This window comes from Rhodococcus sp. SGAir0479 (assembly GCF_005484805.1).
In the GTDB taxonomy this organism is placed as follows: Bacteria; Actinomycetota; Actinomycetes; order Mycobacteriales; family Mycobacteriaceae; genus Prescottella.
On record NZ_CP039432.1, the window covers coordinates 1,775,119 to 1,792,042 of the forward strand.

Consider the following 16,924-nt stretch of genomic DNA (forward strand, 5'->3'; position numbering starts at 1 on the left):
CATCGAGTAAACCCGAACGGTGGATCCACTCAGAGTACGCCCTGCACACTCCGCGTGGCGGGCGTTCACGAGCCAGACGCTATGGGCCCGTGACGGCGGGGTCAACGCGACACACCGCAAAACTCTCAACCTCGAGTTGAGGGTAAGACTCAGCCGTCGGTCGCCTTGAAGTCGTCCGGCGACACCGACTCGAGGAACTCCTTGAATTTCTCGACCTCGTCCTCGCGCTCGTCCGGCAGGACCAGTCCGGCCTCCTCGAGGACGGCCTCCTCGACGAAGATCGGCACCCCGATGCGCAACGCGATCGCGACGGAGTCCGACGGCCGCGCGGACACCCGCACGTCCCCCTCGAACACCAGGTCGGCGTAGAACGTCCCCGCCTGCAGGTCCACGATCCGGACCTCCAGGAGGTTGTGCCCGAACGCGTCGAGCAGGTCCTTGATGAGGTCGTGCGTCAGAGGGCGGGCCGGCTCGACGCCCTGCTGTTCCAACGCGATCGCGGTGGCCTCGGTCTGCCCGATCCAGATCGGCAGATATCGGTCACCACTGCTCTCGCGCAGAAGCAACACCGGCTGGTTCTGCGGCTGTTCGACACGGATTCCGATCACACGCATCTCACTCATCGCGTCCTCCACCTCGTACCGGTGACCGGGTCCACCTCGGACGGCGAACGAGCCCCGTTTGACGTACTCCCCGATTCTATTCGTTCCCGCTCCGGCCGTCAGCGATCGAGCGCTCCTCGCACCGCGGCCTTCACGAGTGACGTGTGGAGGGTGAGCGACAGAGCAGCCAGTTCGCGCACCATCTCCTCCGCCCGGTCGCGCGCGCCCGCGTCCCGGCCCTTCGCGACCGGACCGGCGATCTGGGCGACGAGGGCGGCCTCGCGGTCCGCGGCGAGCTTGAACGCGCGCAGATGGCGAACCTCGAGTCCGAACTCGGACATCGCCCGGGCCGTCCGCGCGAGCGTGACGGCCTCCTCGTCGAAGAACCCGGCGGCACCCGGAACGATGAGGCCGCTGCGCAACAGTTCGGTCAGGAAGCGGTCGTCGATGCCGGCGCGTTCGATCAGATCGTCGCGGCTGATCCGCACCTCACTATCGGACCGGAACTCCTCCGGGGACACCTCGCCCGGCGCCACGGCCAGAACACGCGGCCGGCGCGGCAGCGAATCGACCGCCCCGACCGTGGCCGCACCTTTGTCGATGGCCTCGAGCTGCTCCTTGATCACCTTCAACGGCAGATACTGGTCCCGCTGGGCGGTGAGCACGTAGCGCAGCCGCTCGACGTCGGCGATGGAGAACCGCCGGTACCCGGACGGCGTTCGTTCCGGGCTGATCAGTCCCTCGGCCTCGAGAAACCTGATCTTGGAGATCGTCACGTCCGGGAAGTCGGGACGGAGTCTGTCGAGCACCGTCCCGATGGACATGCCCGCAGTGGCCTCCTGCCGAACAGCGGTCATTGGTTGCCCGCACCAGCCGCGGACTCACCGATCTGCGAACCACCGGCATTGCCCCGCGGGCCGGTCAGGAAGACCAGGCGGAACTTACCGATCTGCACCTCGTCGCCGTTGGCGAGCACCGCGGAATCGACGGGCTCCCGGTTGACGTACGTGCCGTTGAGGCTGCCCACGTCGACGACCTGGAACTCGTCGTCGTCCTGCCGGAACTCGGCGTGCCGGCGACTGACCGTGACGTCGTCCAGGAAGATGTCGCTGTCGGGGTGACGCCCAGCCGATGTCGTCGGCTGATCCAGCAGGAAACGCGAGCCCGCGTTGGGCCCCCGCTTCACGACGAGCAACGCGGAACCGGCGGGAAGACCCTCGACCCCGGAGACGGGAGCCTCGGCCGTCTGCGCCGACGCACTGTCCATCTCGTTGAGAAAATCCGCACGGAAAACCGATGTGGTCTCGGCCGGTGTTTCTCCGTAAACCGCGTCGTTGCCGTTCTCGCTCACCGTTTCTCCTCCTCTGTCCGACTACCCGGGAAACCTCTCGGCGCGCTCCCGGGGTCACGCGGTACAACTCGGCCCAGACCAGTCTCGGCCACGATCACATTGCGATGCGGATCTGCACACCGGCACGGCACTGCGTTCACCTCGACCGTACCCTGAGAGTGCCGGTGCGTGTAGGTGGACAGGCCGTCCCGAGACCCGCGAAATCCGGGGGCTTCGTCCCGAAATCAGCTTTCGGAAACCTCGCGGTACGCGTCGGCGTCCAGCGTGCCGGCGATCGCCTCGTCGAGCGCGGCCTCGCTCTCGACCTCGAGCTCGACCAGCCAGCCGCCGTCGTAGGGCGCGCTGTTCACCAGTTCCGGGCTGCCGTCCAGCTCCGCGTTCACGTTCACGACCTTCGCGGTGAGCGGGGCGTAGATGTCGGAGACGCTCTTGGTCGACTCGACCTCGCCCAGCGACTCACCGGCGGTGACCGCCTCGCCCTCGGCCGGGAGCTGCACGAACACGACGTCGCCGAGCTGCGACTGCGCGAAGTCCGTGATGCCCACCCGCACCGTCGTCGGACCGGTGCGCCGCACCCATTCGTGCTCTGCTGTGTAGCGCAGATCGGCGGGGGTAGCGAGCTCACTCACGGTGGCGTCCTTTCCGGGACCGATCCGGCGGGCGGATCGGGAAGATCAGTTTCCGGGTCGAGCGTATTGGCGCGGTTCGATTTCCCGCAAGGCGGCCACGGTGACCTGCGAGGACTGCTCGATCCGCAGCTGTCCGCCGGCGCGGGCGACGGTGTCGACCACGCCGCCGGGGATGTTCAGGGCGGCGGCCAGGGTCGGCGGATCGCCGATCGCCACCACCTCGAACGGGGCGGTGATCTTGCGCCCGTCGATCGTGACGTCGCCCCCGCCGCCGCTCACCCAGGAGTTCACGCCGATCCGGATCGCGACGCCGTCCGCGTCGTCGATCTCGATCGCCTCGGCCCCGGCGGCGCGCAGTTCCTGGACGAGGTCGAGCAGCACCTCCGACCCCACCGATTTGCCGGGGTCCGCGATCGAGAGTGTCACTCCGGGACCGGTGGCGGCCACGGTGCCCACCTGGATCGACAGCGCCGCCAGGCGCGACTTCGCCTCGTCGAGCGCGGCGGTCGAACTGCCGCCGCCGGCCTCGAGCCGGGACAGCGTCTGTTCGAGGCCCGCGATCTCCTGCCGCAGCGCCGCTTCGCGCTGGTTGAGGTTGCCCAGCACCGCGAGCAGGTCCGCCGGTCGCGCCGAGTCCAGGTTGTCCCCCGAACCGGTGCTGGACACCTGGGTCGCGATGGCCACCCCGAGCGCCACCATGAGCAGGACGGCCAGGAGCCCGAACCCGAACCGGCGCCGGGTGCGGGTGGACGGGGGTGTCGGCATCTCGTGCCGGCCGTCGCTGCGGGGCCCGGCCGTGCCCTCGGGCCGCTCCTCGCTCGCCATCCGCGTCAGGCCCCGAACAGCCGACGACGCAGGGCCGCGGCGTTGCCGAAGATGCGGATGCCGAGCACGACGATGATCGCGGTCGACAGCTGAGTGCCGACCCCGAGCTGGTCACCGAGCCACACGATGAGCGCCGCGACGAGCACGTTGAACACGAACGAGACCACGAACACCTTGGAATCGAAGATCTCGTCGAGATAGGCGCGCAGCCCGCCGAACACCGCATCGAGGGCCGCCACCACCGCGATCGGCAGATACGGCTGGACGGCGTCGGGCACGCGCGGGCTGAACACCACGCCGATCACGATGCCGACGACGAGAGCGAGCACCCCGTAGAGGGCGTATCCACCCCGCGGTGCGCGGCCTGTCCTGGTCGGCTGCTCCGATTTCGCCGTATTCACGGTGCCCCCGTTTCCTGTGCAAACCTGGTTTCCCGACCCGTGGCAGCGGGCAGCTGCAAGTCTCCGGAGTCGGCGATGGTGAAGCCCACGCCGTACAGATCTCGCACCGCCGCCATCCGCAGGTAGGCGTCGCTGACGACGAAAGCGGTCTGCAGTTTCGCCTGCGAACCGATCGCGGACACGCGGTACGGCGACGGCACGGGCTGGTTGTCGACGAGCATCGCCCCGCCGGCCTGACGGATGGTCACGTCGGGTCCCACCCGGACGTCTCCGACCGCGACCGCCTCCGCGCCGCTGGCCCACATCGCGTTGACGACGGATTGCAGATCGCGGTCGAGCACGCCGGCCTGCGGCGATCCGCCCACCCGCTGCGACGAGTCCGACAGGTCCGGACGCGCCGCGGGGTCGGTGAGCGTCACGACCAGGCCCGGGCCGTGGACCGGTTCCACCGCGGCCGCCGCCTCGAGTTCGCGCAGGCGACCGAGCACCTCGGCACCCTCCGCGTCACCGGCCAGGACACGGGCCCGCAGATCCTCGACGCGGGCGGCGAGCTCGTCGCGGCCGGCGGCGAGAGTACGTCCCTGATCCTCGGCGGAGCGGACCTTGGCGAGCATCTCGGTGCGGGTCCGGTCGACGTCGGTGGCCGACGACGACGCCTGCGCGTAGGCGGTGCCGAACACGATCCCGACGAGCGCCGCACCGACCGCGATCCATGCACCCGCACCGATGCGGGTGGGCTTCGCGTGGCCCAGTTCCCGGTCCTCGGCCGCGCCCGCGTACCCGGGATCGAGGTGATCGTTCATGAGCGATCGGAGCAGCGACGGAACCGGGTTCCGCCGCACCTGCCGCGGGCCGCCCGTCACGGGCCGCTCCGCGCGACGGTCGCCGGCACGCCGCGCGCCACCCCGACCGCCTTGGCGATGTAGAGGCCCCCGGTCCACACGTACAGCGCCGTGCCCCACACCAGCAGCGCGTAGCCCCACGCGTGGGCGACGGAGGCGACGCCCCAGTCGCCCTGCGCCGCCAGCACCAACGGCAGCGCGAACATCAGCGCGAACGTCGCGGCCTTCCCGAGGTAGATGACCTCGGGCGGCGGGAGCCCGCGCCGCCGGTAGACGGGCAGCGTCAGCGCGAGGACGAGGTCGCGGCCGATGAGGATCGCCGCGACCCACCACGGGATGATGTCCCGCAACACGAACGCGACGAGCGTCGTGATCACGTAGAGGCGGTCGACCAGCGGGTCCAGCAGGGCACCGAGTCGCGACGTCTGGTCGAGCAGGCGCGCGAGCTTGCCGTCCGCCCAGTCCGTGAACCCGCTGAGCATCAGGATTGCCAGCGCCCACCCGTCGGCGTGCGGGCCCAGCAGCAGGTACAGGAACAGCGGTACGCCGGCCAGCCGGACGACGCTGAGCAGATTGGGGACGGTGAGGATGCGGTCGTCGCCCGCTACGACATCGGGCTGTTGCTGTCCCACCGCGTCCACCGACAATCCTCTCGGGTCCCGTCCGTTTCGTCGGTGCCAGCTTTCCACACGCGGGGTGGCATTTCAGGAACCGACCACGCTCCGGGGCACGCGCGCGATCGCGCCGGCGCTCAGGCTGCCGAGATACAGCCAGTCGGACGTCTCACGCACGCCGGTCACCGGCGCGTAGCTGCCCTTCCCACCGCGCAGACTGTGCACGACCCGGCCGTCCCGGTCGAGGCCGAGGACCCAGGCGCGACGAATCGGATCGGGTTGGACGAAGTCCGGGAGGTTGGCCGTGAGCACCCGCAGGTCCGGGTACGGCGCCACCCGGTCCAGCAACGCCATGCGCGGACTGTAGAGCGCCACCCAGAAGATGCCGTCGCCGGTCTGCGACGTGACGTTGTCGGGAATACCGGGCAGGTTGTCCGCCCACACCGACACCGCGCCGGCGCGCGGTCCGGTCAGCTCCACCCGCCGGATCCGGTACGACCCGGTCTCGGCGACGACGACGAACGACTCGTCGACGGCCAGCCCCACGCCGTTGGCGAACTGCAGCCCGTCGGCGAGCAGGTCCATCTCCCCCGTGCGGGGATCGAAACGCAGCAGTCGGCCGGTACCGCTGTGTTCGAGCAGGTCGAGCCGGTGGTCCTCGAGCGGGAAGCGCGCCGACGAGTCGGTGAAGTAGACGACGCCGTCGCGCCCGACGGCCGAGTTGTTGCACACCAGCAGCGGCTGCCCCAGCGCGGCGTCGGCGAGCACCTCGACGCGGCCGGTCTCGTCGACGCGCAGGACGCCGCGCCGGCTGTCGCACACGAGGAATCGGCCGTCGTCCAGCACCTCGACGCCCAGTGGACGACCACCGGTGTGGGCGAGTTCGGTTGCCCGCCCGTCGGTGTCGAATCGCCACAGACGCCCGTCGTCGCCACCCGTGACGACGCGTCCGTCACCGTCGACGGCCACGTCCTCGGGGCCACGGCCGGTGGGCAGTTGCCACAGCTGCGCGTCGTCGAGCTGCCGGCCCGGTCCGAACAGGCCGGTCTCGGCCGGCGCGGGCGGCGGGTGCCACGCCACCGGCTCGACGCCCGTGCGATCGACGAACCGCAGAACCGAACGGAGGATGTCCACGGGGCCGACGCTAGTCCGCCGAGACCGCGCCGACGACCGTTTTCACCGCCATGCGAAGCTCGGCTGCGCGAACGCCGCCACCCGCGTCGCGCGGCCGTGGAGCACCACCTCGCAGAACTGGTGGATCACCGCTCCAGTGGGGGCGTGGATGTGCTCGCCACGGAACGGCCAGCAGGCGACGGCCTCGGGAGAGCCGGGTAGCGTCGCGTATTCGGTGGGGACGTCGAGTTCGTCGAGCGGCACCGCGTGGACGAGGGCCACCTCGTCGGGGTTGGGGACGAGCGCGCCGACGGTGTCGTCGCTCCACACGACGAACGGGGTCATGACGTAACCCGAGCGGGTCACGTAGTCGTCGAGCCGCCCGAGCACGTTCTCGGGACCGACGGCGACACCGAGTTCTTCGCGCAGTTCCCGCAACGCGGCGTCGCGGGCCGACTCCCCCTCGTCGAGCCGCCCGCCCGGCAGGGCGAACTGACCGGCGTGGGCCCGCATCGTCGCCGGCCGTCTGGTCAGCGGGAACACCGGCACGTCCCCCTCCCCGCGCATCACGGCGATCACCACGGCCGCGGCCCGGCGGTCCGCGAGCGGCACGGTGACGGCGTCGAACGCCCGCAACCGCGACTCGATTCGCGCCCGCGTGAGCCCACCCGTCTGCACCATCTCCGCCTCCTACGCGATCCCCGACCGCCGTTCGATCGATCATGCCCCACCGCGCCGGCACGCTCGCTATCGTGGGCTCCCAGCGATGGCGCCACCACGCGCATCCGGTCTCGGGGAGGCGCACCCGTGAGCTACGACATCCGTGTTCGGGACCTGCCGGCGCGCCCGACCGCGCTGGTCGCCGACGAGGTGTCGGTGGAGGCGATACCCCTGTTCCTCGGCCCCGCGTTCCGCGCGGTCGCCCGGGTGGTCGAGGCGGCGGACGTCCCGATCACCGGGCCACCGTTCGCGCGGTACCTGCCGATGCCGGGCGGCCGCTGGCACGTCGAAGCCGGGTTCTCGCTCGCCCGCCCCATCGACGCGACCGGCACGGTGTTGCCGTCCTGGCTGCCGGGCGGCCCGTGCGCATCGACCGTGCACGTGGGCGGCTACGACACCGTCGAGTCGGCGTACGTCGCGCTCACCGACTGGATCACCGAAAATGATTGCGTGACAACGGGACAGGCGTGGGAGTGCTACCTCGACGACCCGGACGCCGAGCTTCCGCGGACCGAAGTGTTCATGCCGATCTTCCGCCTCGCCGCGAACTGATCCGAGACCGGCCACCCGAAGACGGCGATGTCGCCGTGGTAGGGCAAGATTTCCCCTCGTGATTCGCTCCGCCCGGCTCGGCCTGCTCACCGCCCTCTCGTTCCCGCTCCTGGCGCTCGTCGGGTGCAGCAGCACGCCCACCGACAGCGAACCCGTGGTGATCGCCCGGACGACCCCGAGTCCCGCGACACCGCACCGGACGACCACCGACGCGCCGCGTCCCGCACCGCTCGCCGCGACCACCGATGCCGACGTCGCCGAGACGCCGATTCCGCTCGCCCCGGGCGACGTGCCGGCCGCGGACGCACGACCCGTCCTCAACAGCGAGGATCTGCTGTTCCTGTCGTACATCACGGAGTTCACGCTGATGGAGCGTCCGGAGAGCGACCAGATCAGATTCGGTCTGGCACTGTGCAACTCGCTCTACCGCGGTCAGAGCAAACCCGAACTCATGGCCGCATACGTCGGGGACGACGGCTACACCCGAGCCGAGGTAGCCAACGTCATGACGGCCGCGACCGTCGCGTACTGCCCCGACTTCGCCTGATCGGCCGCCGTGAACACCTCGATCACGTACGCCCAGATGCGCCGGATCCTCGGACTGCCCGACGTTGCGCACCGCACCCCGTCGCCGTGGGCAGTACGCAAGATCCGCACCGGGGACGACGCCGGGCTGTGGGGCGTGTGGCAGCAGCCGAGCGGGGCCACATCGGAGCGGGCGCTGGTGGGAGCGTGCACGACGTGGCAGGACGCGATGGACCGCGTCGGACGTCGCCCGGCGTGACCGACGCGTCGGGGGCGCCCCACCTGACCTGGTCCGGTGGAGCGCCCCGAATCGGCTGTGTCCGGTACGGACGTCAGATCTCGGTCGCGACCTTCCACGCCGAGTGCATCGCGCCCTCGATGTAGTCGACCGAGGTGGCGTCGCCGACCACCCGCACGTCGACGCCGGCGCGGGTCAGTTCGTCGGCGAGCGGCGCCGCGGCGGAGACACCGGAGGCCACCACGACCATGCTCGCCGGTGCCGTCTTCGTCTCGCCGCCCACCGTGAACTCGACGGTCTTCGGGGTGATCCGCTGCACGGTCGCGTGGCGGTGGATCTGCACACCCAGCTCGCCCGCGTGCTTGACGGCGGTCCAGCGGCGCGGCATCGCCATGGGCACGCCCAGTTGCTGTCCTTCCTCGAGCAGCGTCACGTGGCTGCCCCGCTCGGCCAGGAACTCGGCCAGTTCCAGACCGACGAGCGAGCCACCGATGACGACGACGTTCCTGCTCATCGGCAGGAACTTGAGGAACTTGCGGCTGAGGTCGCGAATCTTCGCGGGGCTCTTGGTGATCCCCACGAGACCGCCGATCCTGCCCATGACCCGCAGCAGCAGCTTCTGGTCCGACACGTCGCCCGCACCGGTCATGAGCGCACGCAGCGAGTCGCCGGTGTGCACGTGCGGCAGGTCACCGCCGGGCACGTCGGGGCGGGCGCGCACGGCGCCGGTCGCGACCACCACGACATCGGGGGCGAGGGACTTGACGGTGGCGGCGGTGGCCTCGGTCTTCAACCGGACGTCCACCCCGGCCTCGGACACCTGGTTGCCGAGCCAGTTCAGCAACCGTTCGTTGTCGGGGGTGGTGAGCGTCGAGAACCACAGCGTTCCGCCGAGGCGATCGGTCTTGTCCAGCAAGGTGACCCGGTGTCCGCGCTCGGTCGCGACGCGGGCGGCCTCCATGCCGCCCGGACCGGCACCGACCACGACGACGTGCTTGCGGGTGGTGGCGCGGGGGAACGGCAGCACCTTCTCGTTGCCGAGCGCCGGGTTGACCGCGCACAGCGGGGTGTCGTCCCAGAAGTTCTCCTGGACGCACACGTAGCAGTTGATGCAGGGGCGGACCTCCTGCGGACGTCCTGCCTTCAGCTTGTTGACGAGCTCCGGGTCGGCCAGCAGCTGACGGCCCATCGCGACGAAATCGGTGTGGCCCTCCGCGATCATCCGCTCCCCCACCTCGGGCAGCATGCGGCCGACGGTGATGATCGGGATCGACACCGCGCGCTTGATGACCGCGGCGTTGTCGGTGTAGAAGCCGACCTTGTTGGGCAGCGGTCCGTCGGTGAAGTTCGCGAACGCGTTGAGCGCGGTCCCCGTGACGTGGATCGCGTCGGCGCCGGCCTGCTCGAACAGAGCGGCCGCGGCGGCCGCCTCGTCGGGCGTGAGACCGTCCGTCTCGCCGTACTCCTGACCGGCCAGCCGCACGATGACGGCGAGGCTGTCGCCCACCTCGTCCTTGACGGCGCGAATCACCTCGCACGCCAACCGGGCCCGGTTCTCGAGCGACCCGCCGTACTCGTCGGTGCGCTGGTTCGAGTAGCGGCTCAGGAAGCCGCCGAGGACGTAGTTGTGCGCGCAGTGGATCTCCACCGCGTCACCGCCGGCCTTCTTCACGCGCCCCGCCGCCTCGGCGAACATGCGGACCAGCCAGTCGATGTCCTCCTGGGTGGCCTCGTGGTAGGTGGCCTTCTTGCCCTCCTGGATGGCGGCCATCTTGGCCAGTTCCTCGGGCGTACAGTCCGCCATCGCGCTCATGTCGCCGGGCGGCCGCGGGGTCGACGGCACCAGCTGCGGCCGGCCGTCGAGAGTGTCGATCCGGGCGACGCGGCCGTGGTGCGTCATCTGCACGCACAACGTGCTGCCGGCCTCGTGGATCGCGTCCGCGAGCGCCTTGAGGCCGGGAATGAACCGGTCCTCGGACAGACCCGGCTCCTTACGGCTGGTGCAGCCCACCGGGTACGCCACCGCGCAGCAACCGGTGATGATCATTCCCGTGCCGCCGGCGGCGCGGACCGCGAAGTGCTCGATGTCGCCGTGCTCGATCTCGCCGTCCTCGCTCAGGTTCATGTCCATTGCGGGGAGAACCACCCGGTTGGGGAGGGTGATCGGGCCGAGCTTGCCGGGAGAGAGCAAATGAGAGTAAGTCTGCTGCTGGATCGTCGTCACACCCGAAAGCTAGTGAGCGGCAACACCCCAGGTGTGCAGTTTCCCGCTGAACGAGACAACGGGCGACAACTCGGTCCGCTAGAGGGCGACGCCGTCCCCCGAATCACGCTCGGCGAAGGAGAACGTCGGATACTTCTCTCCGGCATGGTGCTCGACGAATCGGACCCGCACACCGGACTCCCCGTGATGCGGCCCGACGACCCTCGCGAGGCACCAGTCTCCACTGTCCAGCGCAATGAGCGTCTTACGCCCGCGTCGCATCATGTCCGTCACGCTCCCCGAAAGTTCGGGTGATCCTTTTTCCGGCCACCACCAGTCTGCCGCGCCGACACCCGCGGCGCCGCTGCTGCACTACCTGTCCCACGCCCGAGCGCTACCTGTTTTCGCGGACCGCTACCCGCGCGGCGCGATCGTGGCCGTACATGCAGAAAGCCCCAGGCGAGAATTTCTCTCACCTGGGGCTTTCGTCGGTCGGGCTGACAGGATTTGAACCTGCGACCACTTGACCCCCAGTCAAGTGCGCTACCAAGCTGCGCCACAGCCCGTCCACGCCCTCGTTCGGGCGCTTCAAGAGATTACAACAGTGTCGCTCGGGAAAGCGAATCAGCTGGTCAGCCGCCTGATCGCGTCGAAACACCGCAGGGGTTCTGCCGCCGTCGCACGGTGAATCCGTATCGAATTCCCCCGCGACCGGCGCAGAACCCCTGCGGCGTCCGATCGGGTCAGCGGCTGCGGCGGTCGCGCTTCTCCCGCACCCGCACGGAGATCCGCACGGGGCTGCCGTCGAAGCCGAACTCCTCACGCAGGCGCCGCTCGAGGAACCGGCGGTAGCCGGCCTCGAGGAAGCCCGTGGTGAACAGCACGAACGTCGGCGGACGGGTGCCGGCCTGCGTCGCGAACATGATCCGCGGCAGGCGGCCACCGCGCATCGGCGGCGGCGTGGCCGCCACGACCTCCTTGAGCCAGTTGTTGAGGCGGCCGGTGGGGATCCGCTTGTCCCACGACTCGAGCGCCGTCTCGATCGCCGGCACCAGCTTCTGGATCGCGCGGCCGGTGTGCGCGGAGATGTTGACGCGCTGCGCCCAGGGCACCCGGACCAGTTCGCGGTCGATCTCCTTCTCGAGCATGTAGCGGCGGTCCTCGTCCACGAGGTCCCACTTGTTGAACGCCAGCACCAGCGCCCGACCGGTGTCGGCCACCATCGACAGCACCCGCAGATCCTGTTCGGTCATCGGCTTCGACGCGTCGATCAGCAGGATGGCGACCTCGGCGGCCTCGATGGCCGACTTGGTGCGCAGCGACGCGTAGAACTCGTGACCACTGGCGTGGCTGACCTTCTTGCGCAGACCGGCGGTGTCGATGAACTTCCACACCTTGCCGCCCAGCTCCACGAGCGAGTCGACCGGGTCGACCGTGGTGCCGGCGACGTCGTGCACCACCGAGCGCTCGTCTCCGGCCAGCTTGTTGAGCAGGCTCGACTTGCCGACGTTCGGCTTGCCGACCAACGCCACACGGCGGGGACCGCCGGTCGCGGTGCCCTCGCGCGGGGTCTCGGGCAGCACCCGGAGGACCTCGTCGAGCAGATCACCCGTGCCGCGGCCGTGCGTGGCGCTCACCATGTGCGGCTCCCCCAGGCCGAGGGACCACAGCGCGGCGGCCTCCGCCTCGGTGCGGGTGTCGTCGACCTTGTTGGCGACCAGCAGCACCGGCGTCTTGGACCGGCGCAGCACCCGCACGGCGGCCTCGTCGGTGGCGGTGGCCCCGACGACCGCGTCGACCACGAGCAGGATCGCGTCGGCGGTGTTCATGGCCTGTTCTGCCTGACGGGCCACCGACTGCTGCAGCCCCTTGGCATCGGGTTCCCAACCGCCGGTGTCCTGCACCATGAACCGGCGACCGGCCCAGTTCGCGTCGTACGACACGCGGTCGCGGGTCACACCCGGAAAGTCCTCGACGACTGCCTCGCGGCGGCCGATGATCCGGTTGACCAGCGTCGACTTGCCGACGTTGGGGCGCCCGACGATCGCGACGACGGGGACGGCCACGTGCTCCTCGGCCTCGTCACCGTCGAGAAAGTCGGCGACATCCCAGTCGGATTCCTCGCTCCAGATCCCGTCCGAAGCGAACCCGCCGCCGGACACGTCACTCACGAAATCGTCGGTCACTGCACTGCTCCAGTTCTGTCGCCTACCACCAGCAGCAACCTGCCGATCACGTCGTCGATACCCAGTTCACTCGTGTCCACCGTCACCGAATCCTCCGCCGGGCGCAACGGAGATACCGCGCGGGTGGAGTCGAGGTGGTCGCGGCGCTGCACGTCGGCCAGGACGGCGGCGAAGTCGTCGCCCCGCCCCTCGGCGACGTTCTGGGCGTTGCGCCGCTCGGCGCGGGCCTGCGCGGAGGCCGTCAGGAAGATCTTCACGTCCGCGTCCGGCAGCACGACGGTGCCGATGTCACGGCCCTCGACGACGATCCGTTCGGCGTGTTCGACGATCCGCCGCTGCAGGTCCACCAGGAAGGCGCGGACGTCGGGAACCGCCGACACGGCGGACACCGCCTGGGTGACGGCGGCGCCGCGGATTTCGGCGGTGACGTCCTCACCGGCGAGTTGCACACCCTCCGCCTCGGGGTCGGTGCCGATCGACAGCGGCAGCGACGCGGTCGCCTCGGCGATCGCGTGCGGATCCGTCAGATCGACGCCCTGCCGCAGCACGTGCAGCGTCGCGATGCGGTACATCGCACCGGTGTCGAGGTACCGCGCGCCCAGCCGGGTCGCGACGCACCGGGACACGCTGGACTTGCCGGTGCCCGACGGCCCGTCGATAGCGACGACCAGGGGCCCGTCGTGGGTCACGCTCACAGCCCCACCGCCCCGTAGAGGCTGCCGACCTCGCCGCGGCCGAGCACCCGCAGTGTGCCCGGACGCCCGTCACCGAGCGCGACCGCGCCGATGTCGGTACGCACCAGGCGAACCACGGGATGTCCGACGGCGTCGAGCAGGCGGCGCACGATGTGCTTGCGCCCCTCGTGCAGGACCATGCGCACCAGCGACTTGCCGCCGTTGACGTCGAGCAGCGTGAACGCGTCGACCTTCGCCGGCCCGTCGTCGAGTTCGACACCGGCCTTGAGGGTCTTCCCGAGACCGCGGTCGACCACCCCGTTGACGGTCGCCAGGTACGTCTTGGGCACCTCGTACGACGGGTGCATCAGCCGGTGCGCGAGATCCCCGTCGTTGGTGAGCAGGATCAGGCCCTCGGTGTCGGCGTCGAGACGGCCGACGTGGAACAGCCGCTGACCGGCCGCGACCCGCTCCGAGACGATGTCGCCGATGCACGGGCGGCCGAGGTCGTCGGACATCGTGGACTGCCAGCCGCGCGGCTTGTTGAGCGCGATGTGGACGAGGTCCTTCTTCACGACGACGCGGATGCCGTCGACGCGGACGATCGCGTTCTCGGGATCGACCCGCAGGCCCTGCTCCCGGACGATGCGGCCGTCGACCTCGACGCGGCCCTGGTCGATGAGTTCCTCCGCGGCCCGGCGGGAGGCGACGCCGGCCTGCGCGAGCACCTTCTGCAGCCGGACGCCGTCACCCTTGACGGGTGCGAGATCGCGGTCGACGTCGGAGTACTGGTGCTTCGCGGGCTTCGCGTTGCTGATCTTCGGGGCGTGCACCTGCGTCTGGGTGCGCTGGGGCTTGGCCGCCTTCGGCTTGCCACGCTTGTTCAGCTGCTTCTTCGGTGCCGAACTCTTCTGGGCCGAACTCTTCTGGGCCGAGTTCTTCTGTGCGGAATCGGCGCGGCCGGGGGCCTGCCTCTTCTTGCGGTCCGGTGTGCCATCACGGCGAGCGGGCTTGTTCACTTTTTTCGATCCCTGTCAGTTTTCGATGTCGGCTCCGAGATCGGGCGGGGTGTCCGGCGTTCCCGAAGACGACGTAGTCCTGTCCATTCTCGCAAACCGTGGGTCCGATTCGAGGCTCTCGGTGATGTCGTCGATCACATCGACGTCCGGAAGCAGCGGCGCGAGCGGCGGCAGATCCGTGAGCGACGCCAGACCGAGCCGCTCGAGGAACAGTTCCGTCGTCGCGTACGTGGTGCCGTTCGTCTCGGGGTCTGGGCCGGCTTCGGTGATGAGACCCCGCGCCAGCAGCGTGCGGATGACGCCGTCGACGTTGACTCCGCGGACCGCGCTGATCCGGGCCCGGGTGAGTGGTTGCCGGTAGGCGATCACCGCGAGCGTCTCGAGCGCCGCGCGGGTGAGCTTCGAGCGGGCACCGTCGAGGAGCAGCCGTTCGACGTACGGCGCGAACTCGTTGCGGGTGTAGAAGCGCCAGCCGTCCCCCGCGAAACGCAGGTCGATACCGCTGCCACGGGCGGTCAGGTCCGCGGACATCGCGGCCAGCATCGTCGCCACCCGCGCCTCCGGCTCCCCGAGAGCGGCGGCGAGCATCGCCGGGGCGGCCGGGCTGTCCACGACCAGCAGCATCGACTCGAGCGCCGCTGCGAGGCGGGCATCGGACATCTCCTCGAACTCGTCCTCGAACGGGCCCATGTCCTCCGTGGACGTCATCCGTAGTCCTCCTCGCTCGCGGGCACGGTCTCGACCTCTCCCGTCCACGTCACCAGCAGATCGCCCAGCGGCTCCGGCTGCTCGAACAGCACCGAGCGCGCGCGATACAGCTCGAGCAGGGCCAGGAATCGGGCCACGATGTGCACCGGAAGCTCACACTCGGCGGTCAGCTCACCGAACGGCGTCCACACCCCAGGGCCCCGCGCGCGGAGCAGTTCGAGGATGCGCTGTGCCTGTTCGGGGACGGACACCTTCGGCACGTGCAGGTGGTCGAGGCCGACCGTCGGGACGGGTCGCGGCCGGAAGGCGCTCGCGGCGATCTCGGCGAACCGGCCCGGGTCCACCCCCAGCAACACCTCGGGCAGCAGGTCGACGAACCGGTCCTCCACCGACACCGACCGCGGATACCGTCGCAGCGCGGCGCCCTCCAGCTCGCCGAACAGCTGGGCGACCTGCTTGTAGGCGCGGTACTGCAGGAGCCGCGCGAACAGCAGGTCGCGTGCCTCGAGCAGCGCGAGGTCCTCGGCGTCGTCCACCTCGCCGGCCGGCAGCAGCCGGGCCGCCTTCAAGTCGAGCAGCGTCGCCGCCACGACGAGGAACTCGGTGGTCTGGTCCAGGCCGAGGTCGCTGCCCAGGCTGCGGGTGTACGCGATGAACTCGTCCGTCACCTCGTGCAGCGCCACCTCGGTGACGTCGAGTCGGTGCTGGTGGATGAGCGTGAGCAGCAGGTCGAACGGACCCTCGAAGTTGCGCAGGCGCACCCGGAACCCGGGCTTGTCCGCGCCACTCGGTCGCGGATCGGTCGTGTCGAGGCCCGCGGCGACGTCGGCGCTCACCGGCCGCTGCGGTGGATGACCTCGCGGGCGAGGGCCCGGTAGGACTCGGCGCCCACCGATTTGGGAGCCCACGTGGTGATCGGCTCGCCCGCGACGCTGGTCTCCGGGAAGCGGACCGTCCGGTTGATGACCGTGTCGTAGACGAGATCGCCGAAGACCTCCACCACCCGCGACATCACCTCACGGGCGTGCAGGGTGCGGGAGTCGAACATCGTCACGACGATGCCCTCGAGGGACAGTCGTGGGTTGAGCCGATCGCGCACCTTGTCGACGGTGTCGTTGAGCAGCGCCAGCCCGCGCAGCGAGAAGAACTCGCACTCCATCGGGATGATCACGCTGTCCGCGCAGGCGAGCGCGTTGACGGTGAGCAGGCCCAGCGACGGCTGGCAGTCGATGAGCACGTAGTCGTACCGGTCGAGGACCGGATGCAGGACACGCCCGAGGGTCTGTTCCCGGCCCACCTCGGTGACGAGCTGGATCTCGGCGGCCGACAGGTCGATGTTGCTGGGCAGCAGGTCCAGTCCGTCGATCCGGGTCCGCATGAGGACGTCGTCGACCGCCGTCCGCTCGACCAGCAGATTGTGGACGGTGAGGTCCAGATCGTGGTGGGCGACGCCCAGGCCCGCGGACAGTGCCCCCTGCGGGTCGAGGTCGACGAGCAGCACCCGGCGACCGTACTCGGCGAGCGAGGCGCCCAGGTTGATCGTCGACGTCGTCTTCCCGACGCCGCCCTTCTGATTGCACATCGCGATGACACGGGCGGGGCCGTGGCCGGCGACGGGCCCGGGCTCGGGAATCTCCCGCAAGGGTCGGCCGGTCGGCCCGATCGGCACGTCCTCACGCGCAGGGTCGACGTGATTGTCGTGCGACAGCGCATCCCTGGAGT

The 16,924-nt window shown here is 70.0% G+C and carries 20 protein-coding genes and 1 tRNA gene; 3 read left to right on the forward strand and 18 right to left on the reverse strand.

Features of this window, described 5'->3' with window-relative positions; genetic code table 11:
- Nucleotides 1-149: 149 nt before the first annotated feature.
- The 10 genes from E7742_RS08260 to E7742_RS08305 all read right to left on the reverse strand — a co-directional run bounded on the left by E7742_RS08260 (nt 150) and on the right by E7742_RS08305 (nt 7,058).
- Nucleotides 150-623 (reverse strand): bifunctional nuclease family protein, encoded by a 474-nt coding sequence (locus tag E7742_RS08260; protein WP_137798513.1) that lies wholly within the window; start codon nt 621-623, stop codon nt 150-152.
- 98 nt (nt 624-721) lie between these two features.
- The gene (gene ftsR / locus E7742_RS08265; RefSeq protein ID WP_137798514.1) at nt 722-1,459 is read right to left on the reverse strand and encodes a transcriptional regulator FtsR; all 738 of its coding nucleotides are present in this window, start codon (nt 1,457-1,459) and stop codon (nt 722-724) included.
- Nucleotides 1,456-1,953 (reverse strand): oxoglutarate dehydrogenase inhibitor Odhl, encoded by a 498-nt coding sequence (odhI, locus tag E7742_RS08270; protein ID WP_137798515.1) that lies wholly within the window; start codon nt 1,951-1,953, stop codon nt 1,456-1,458. Before odhI ends, ftsR begins: the two co-directional genes overlap by 4 nt.
- Nucleotides 1,954-2,177: 224 nt before the next feature.
- Complete coding sequence (gene gcvH, locus E7742_RS08275) at nt 2,178-2,582, reverse strand: glycine cleavage system protein GcvH (protein ID WP_137798516.1); 405 nt, start codon at nt 2,580-2,582, stop codon at nt 2,178-2,180.
- Nucleotides 2,583-2,627: 45 nt separating this feature from the next.
- Entirely contained in the window at nt 2,628-3,407 is a 780-nt protein-coding gene (locus E7742_RS08280; RefSeq protein ID WP_137798517.1) for a DUF881 domain-containing protein, read from the reverse strand.
- A gap of 5 nt (nt 3,408-3,412) precedes the next feature.
- Nucleotides 3,413-3,808: a small basic family protein gene (locus tag E7742_RS08285; RefSeq protein ID WP_137798518.1), complete on the reverse strand. Its 396-nt coding sequence runs from the start codon at nt 3,806-3,808 to the stop codon at nt 3,413-3,415.
- On the reverse strand, nt 3,805-4,611 hold the full coding sequence (locus E7742_RS08290; protein WP_137801101.1) for a DUF881 domain-containing protein: 807 nt from the start codon (nt 4,609-4,611) through the stop codon (nt 3,805-3,807). The genes E7742_RS08285 and E7742_RS08290 overlap by 4 nt, the downstream gene beginning before the upstream one ends.
- Before the next feature lie 56 nt (nt 4,612-4,667).
- Entirely contained in the window at nt 4,668-5,291 is a 624-nt protein-coding gene (locus E7742_RS08295) for a CDP-alcohol phosphatidyltransferase family protein (RefSeq protein ID WP_441346886.1), read from the reverse strand.
- A 63-nt stretch (nt 5,292-5,354) separates the two neighbouring features.
- Nucleotides 5,355-6,398 (reverse strand): SMP-30/gluconolactonase/LRE family protein, encoded by a 1,044-nt coding sequence (locus E7742_RS08300; RefSeq protein WP_137798519.1) that lies wholly within the window; start codon nt 6,396-6,398, stop codon nt 5,355-5,357.
- Nucleotides 6,399-6,440: 42 nt separating this feature from the next.
- Nucleotides 6,441-7,058 carry an NUDIX hydrolase gene (locus E7742_RS08305; RefSeq protein WP_137798520.1) on the reverse strand — a complete coding sequence of 206 codons (618 nt, stop codon included), beginning with the start codon at nt 7,056-7,058 and terminating at the stop codon, nt 6,441-6,443.
- Between the two features lie 126 nt (nt 7,059-7,184).
- Here E7742_RS08305 and E7742_RS08310 point away from each other — a divergent pair, with 126 nt between their 5' ends.
- Genes E7742_RS08310 through E7742_RS08320 form a run of 3 tightly spaced genes read left to right on the forward strand, consistent with a single transcriptional unit; the run spans nt 7,185 to nt 8,433 of the window.
- Nucleotides 7,185-7,649, forward strand: a complete 465-nt coding sequence (locus tag E7742_RS08310; RefSeq protein ID WP_137798521.1) for a GyrI-like domain-containing protein — start codon at nt 7,185-7,187, stop codon at nt 7,647-7,649.
- Between the two features lie 58 nt (nt 7,650-7,707).
- A complete protein-coding gene (locus tag E7742_RS08315; protein ID WP_137798522.1) occupies nt 7,708-8,196 on the forward strand; it encodes a DUF732 domain-containing protein in 489 nt (162 codons plus the stop codon).
- A gap of 9 nt (nt 8,197-8,205) precedes the next feature.
- Nucleotides 8,206-8,433, forward strand: a complete 228-nt coding sequence (locus tag E7742_RS08320) for a hypothetical protein (RefSeq protein WP_137798523.1) — start codon at nt 8,206-8,208, stop codon at nt 8,431-8,433.
- Between the two features lie 73 nt (nt 8,434-8,506).
- Here the strand turns inward: E7742_RS08320 and E7742_RS08325 are convergent, their stop codons facing one another.
- The 8 genes from E7742_RS08325 to E7742_RS08365 all read right to left on the reverse strand — a co-directional run bounded on the left by E7742_RS08325 (nt 8,507) and on the right by E7742_RS08365 (nt 16,910).
- Nucleotides 8,507-10,636, reverse strand: coding sequence for an oxidoreductase (locus E7742_RS08325; RefSeq protein ID WP_137798524.1), 2,130 nt, complete (start codon nt 10,634-10,636; stop codon nt 8,507-8,509).
- A 471-nt stretch (nt 10,637-11,107) separates the two neighbouring features.
- Nucleotides 11,108-11,181: transfer RNA gene (locus E7742_RS08335), tRNA-Pro, on the reverse strand.
- A 177-nt stretch (nt 11,182-11,358) separates the two neighbouring features.
- On the reverse strand, nt 11,359-12,801 hold the full coding sequence (gene der / locus E7742_RS08340) for a ribosome biogenesis GTPase Der (RefSeq protein ID WP_137798526.1): 1,443 nt from the start codon (nt 12,799-12,801) through the stop codon (nt 11,359-11,361).
- A complete protein-coding gene (gene cmk / locus E7742_RS08345; RefSeq protein ID WP_137801102.1) occupies nt 12,798-13,490 on the reverse strand; it encodes a (d)CMP kinase in 693 nt (230 codons plus the stop codon). Before cmk ends, der begins: the two co-directional genes overlap by 4 nt.
- Before the next feature lie 2 nt (nt 13,491-13,492).
- Nucleotides 13,493-14,494 carry a pseudouridine synthase gene (locus E7742_RS08350; RefSeq protein WP_137798527.1) on the reverse strand — a complete coding sequence of 334 codons (1,002 nt, stop codon included), beginning with the start codon at nt 14,492-14,494 and terminating at the stop codon, nt 13,493-13,495.
- Nucleotides 14,495-14,509: 15 nt separating this feature from the next.
- On the reverse strand, nt 14,510-15,202 hold the full coding sequence (gene scpB / locus E7742_RS08355; RefSeq protein ID WP_137798528.1) for an SMC-Scp complex subunit ScpB: 693 nt from the start codon (nt 15,200-15,202) through the stop codon (nt 14,510-14,512).
- Complete coding sequence (locus E7742_RS08360) at nt 15,199-16,038, reverse strand: segregation and condensation protein A (RefSeq protein ID WP_137798529.1); 840 nt, start codon at nt 16,036-16,038, stop codon at nt 15,199-15,201. Before E7742_RS08360 ends, scpB begins: the two co-directional genes overlap by 4 nt.
- Nucleotides 16,035-16,910: a ParA family protein gene (locus tag E7742_RS08365; protein ID WP_441346915.1), complete on the reverse strand. Its 876-nt coding sequence runs from the start codon at nt 16,908-16,910 to the stop codon at nt 16,035-16,037. Before E7742_RS08365 ends, E7742_RS08360 begins: the two co-directional genes overlap by 4 nt.
- Nucleotides 16,911-16,924 lie beyond the last annotated feature (14 nt).

Coding starts and splice junctions, on each gene's coding strand:
- scpB (WP_137798528.1), bottom strand. CDS start 15,202: ATGACGTCCACGGAGGACATGGGCCCGTTCGAGGACGAGTTCGAGGAG.
- ftsR (WP_137798514.1), bottom strand. CDS start 1,459: ATGACCGCTGTTCGGCAGGAGGCCACTGCGGGCATGTCCATCGGGACG.
- E7742_RS08290 (WP_137801101.1), bottom strand. CDS start 4,611: ATGAACGATCACCTCGATCCCGGGTACGCGGGCGCGGCCGAGGACCGG.
- E7742_RS08260 (WP_137798513.1), bottom strand. CDS start 623: ATGAGTGAGATGCGTGTGATCGGAATCCGTGTCGAACAGCCGCAGAAC.
- E7742_RS08280 (WP_137798517.1), bottom strand. CDS start 3,407: ATGGCGAGCGAGGAGCGGCCCGAGGGCACGGCCGGGCCCCGCAGCGAC.
- E7742_RS08305 (WP_137798520.1), bottom strand. CDS start 7,058: ATGGTGCAGACGGGTGGGCTCACGCGGGCGCGAATCGAGTCGCGGTTG.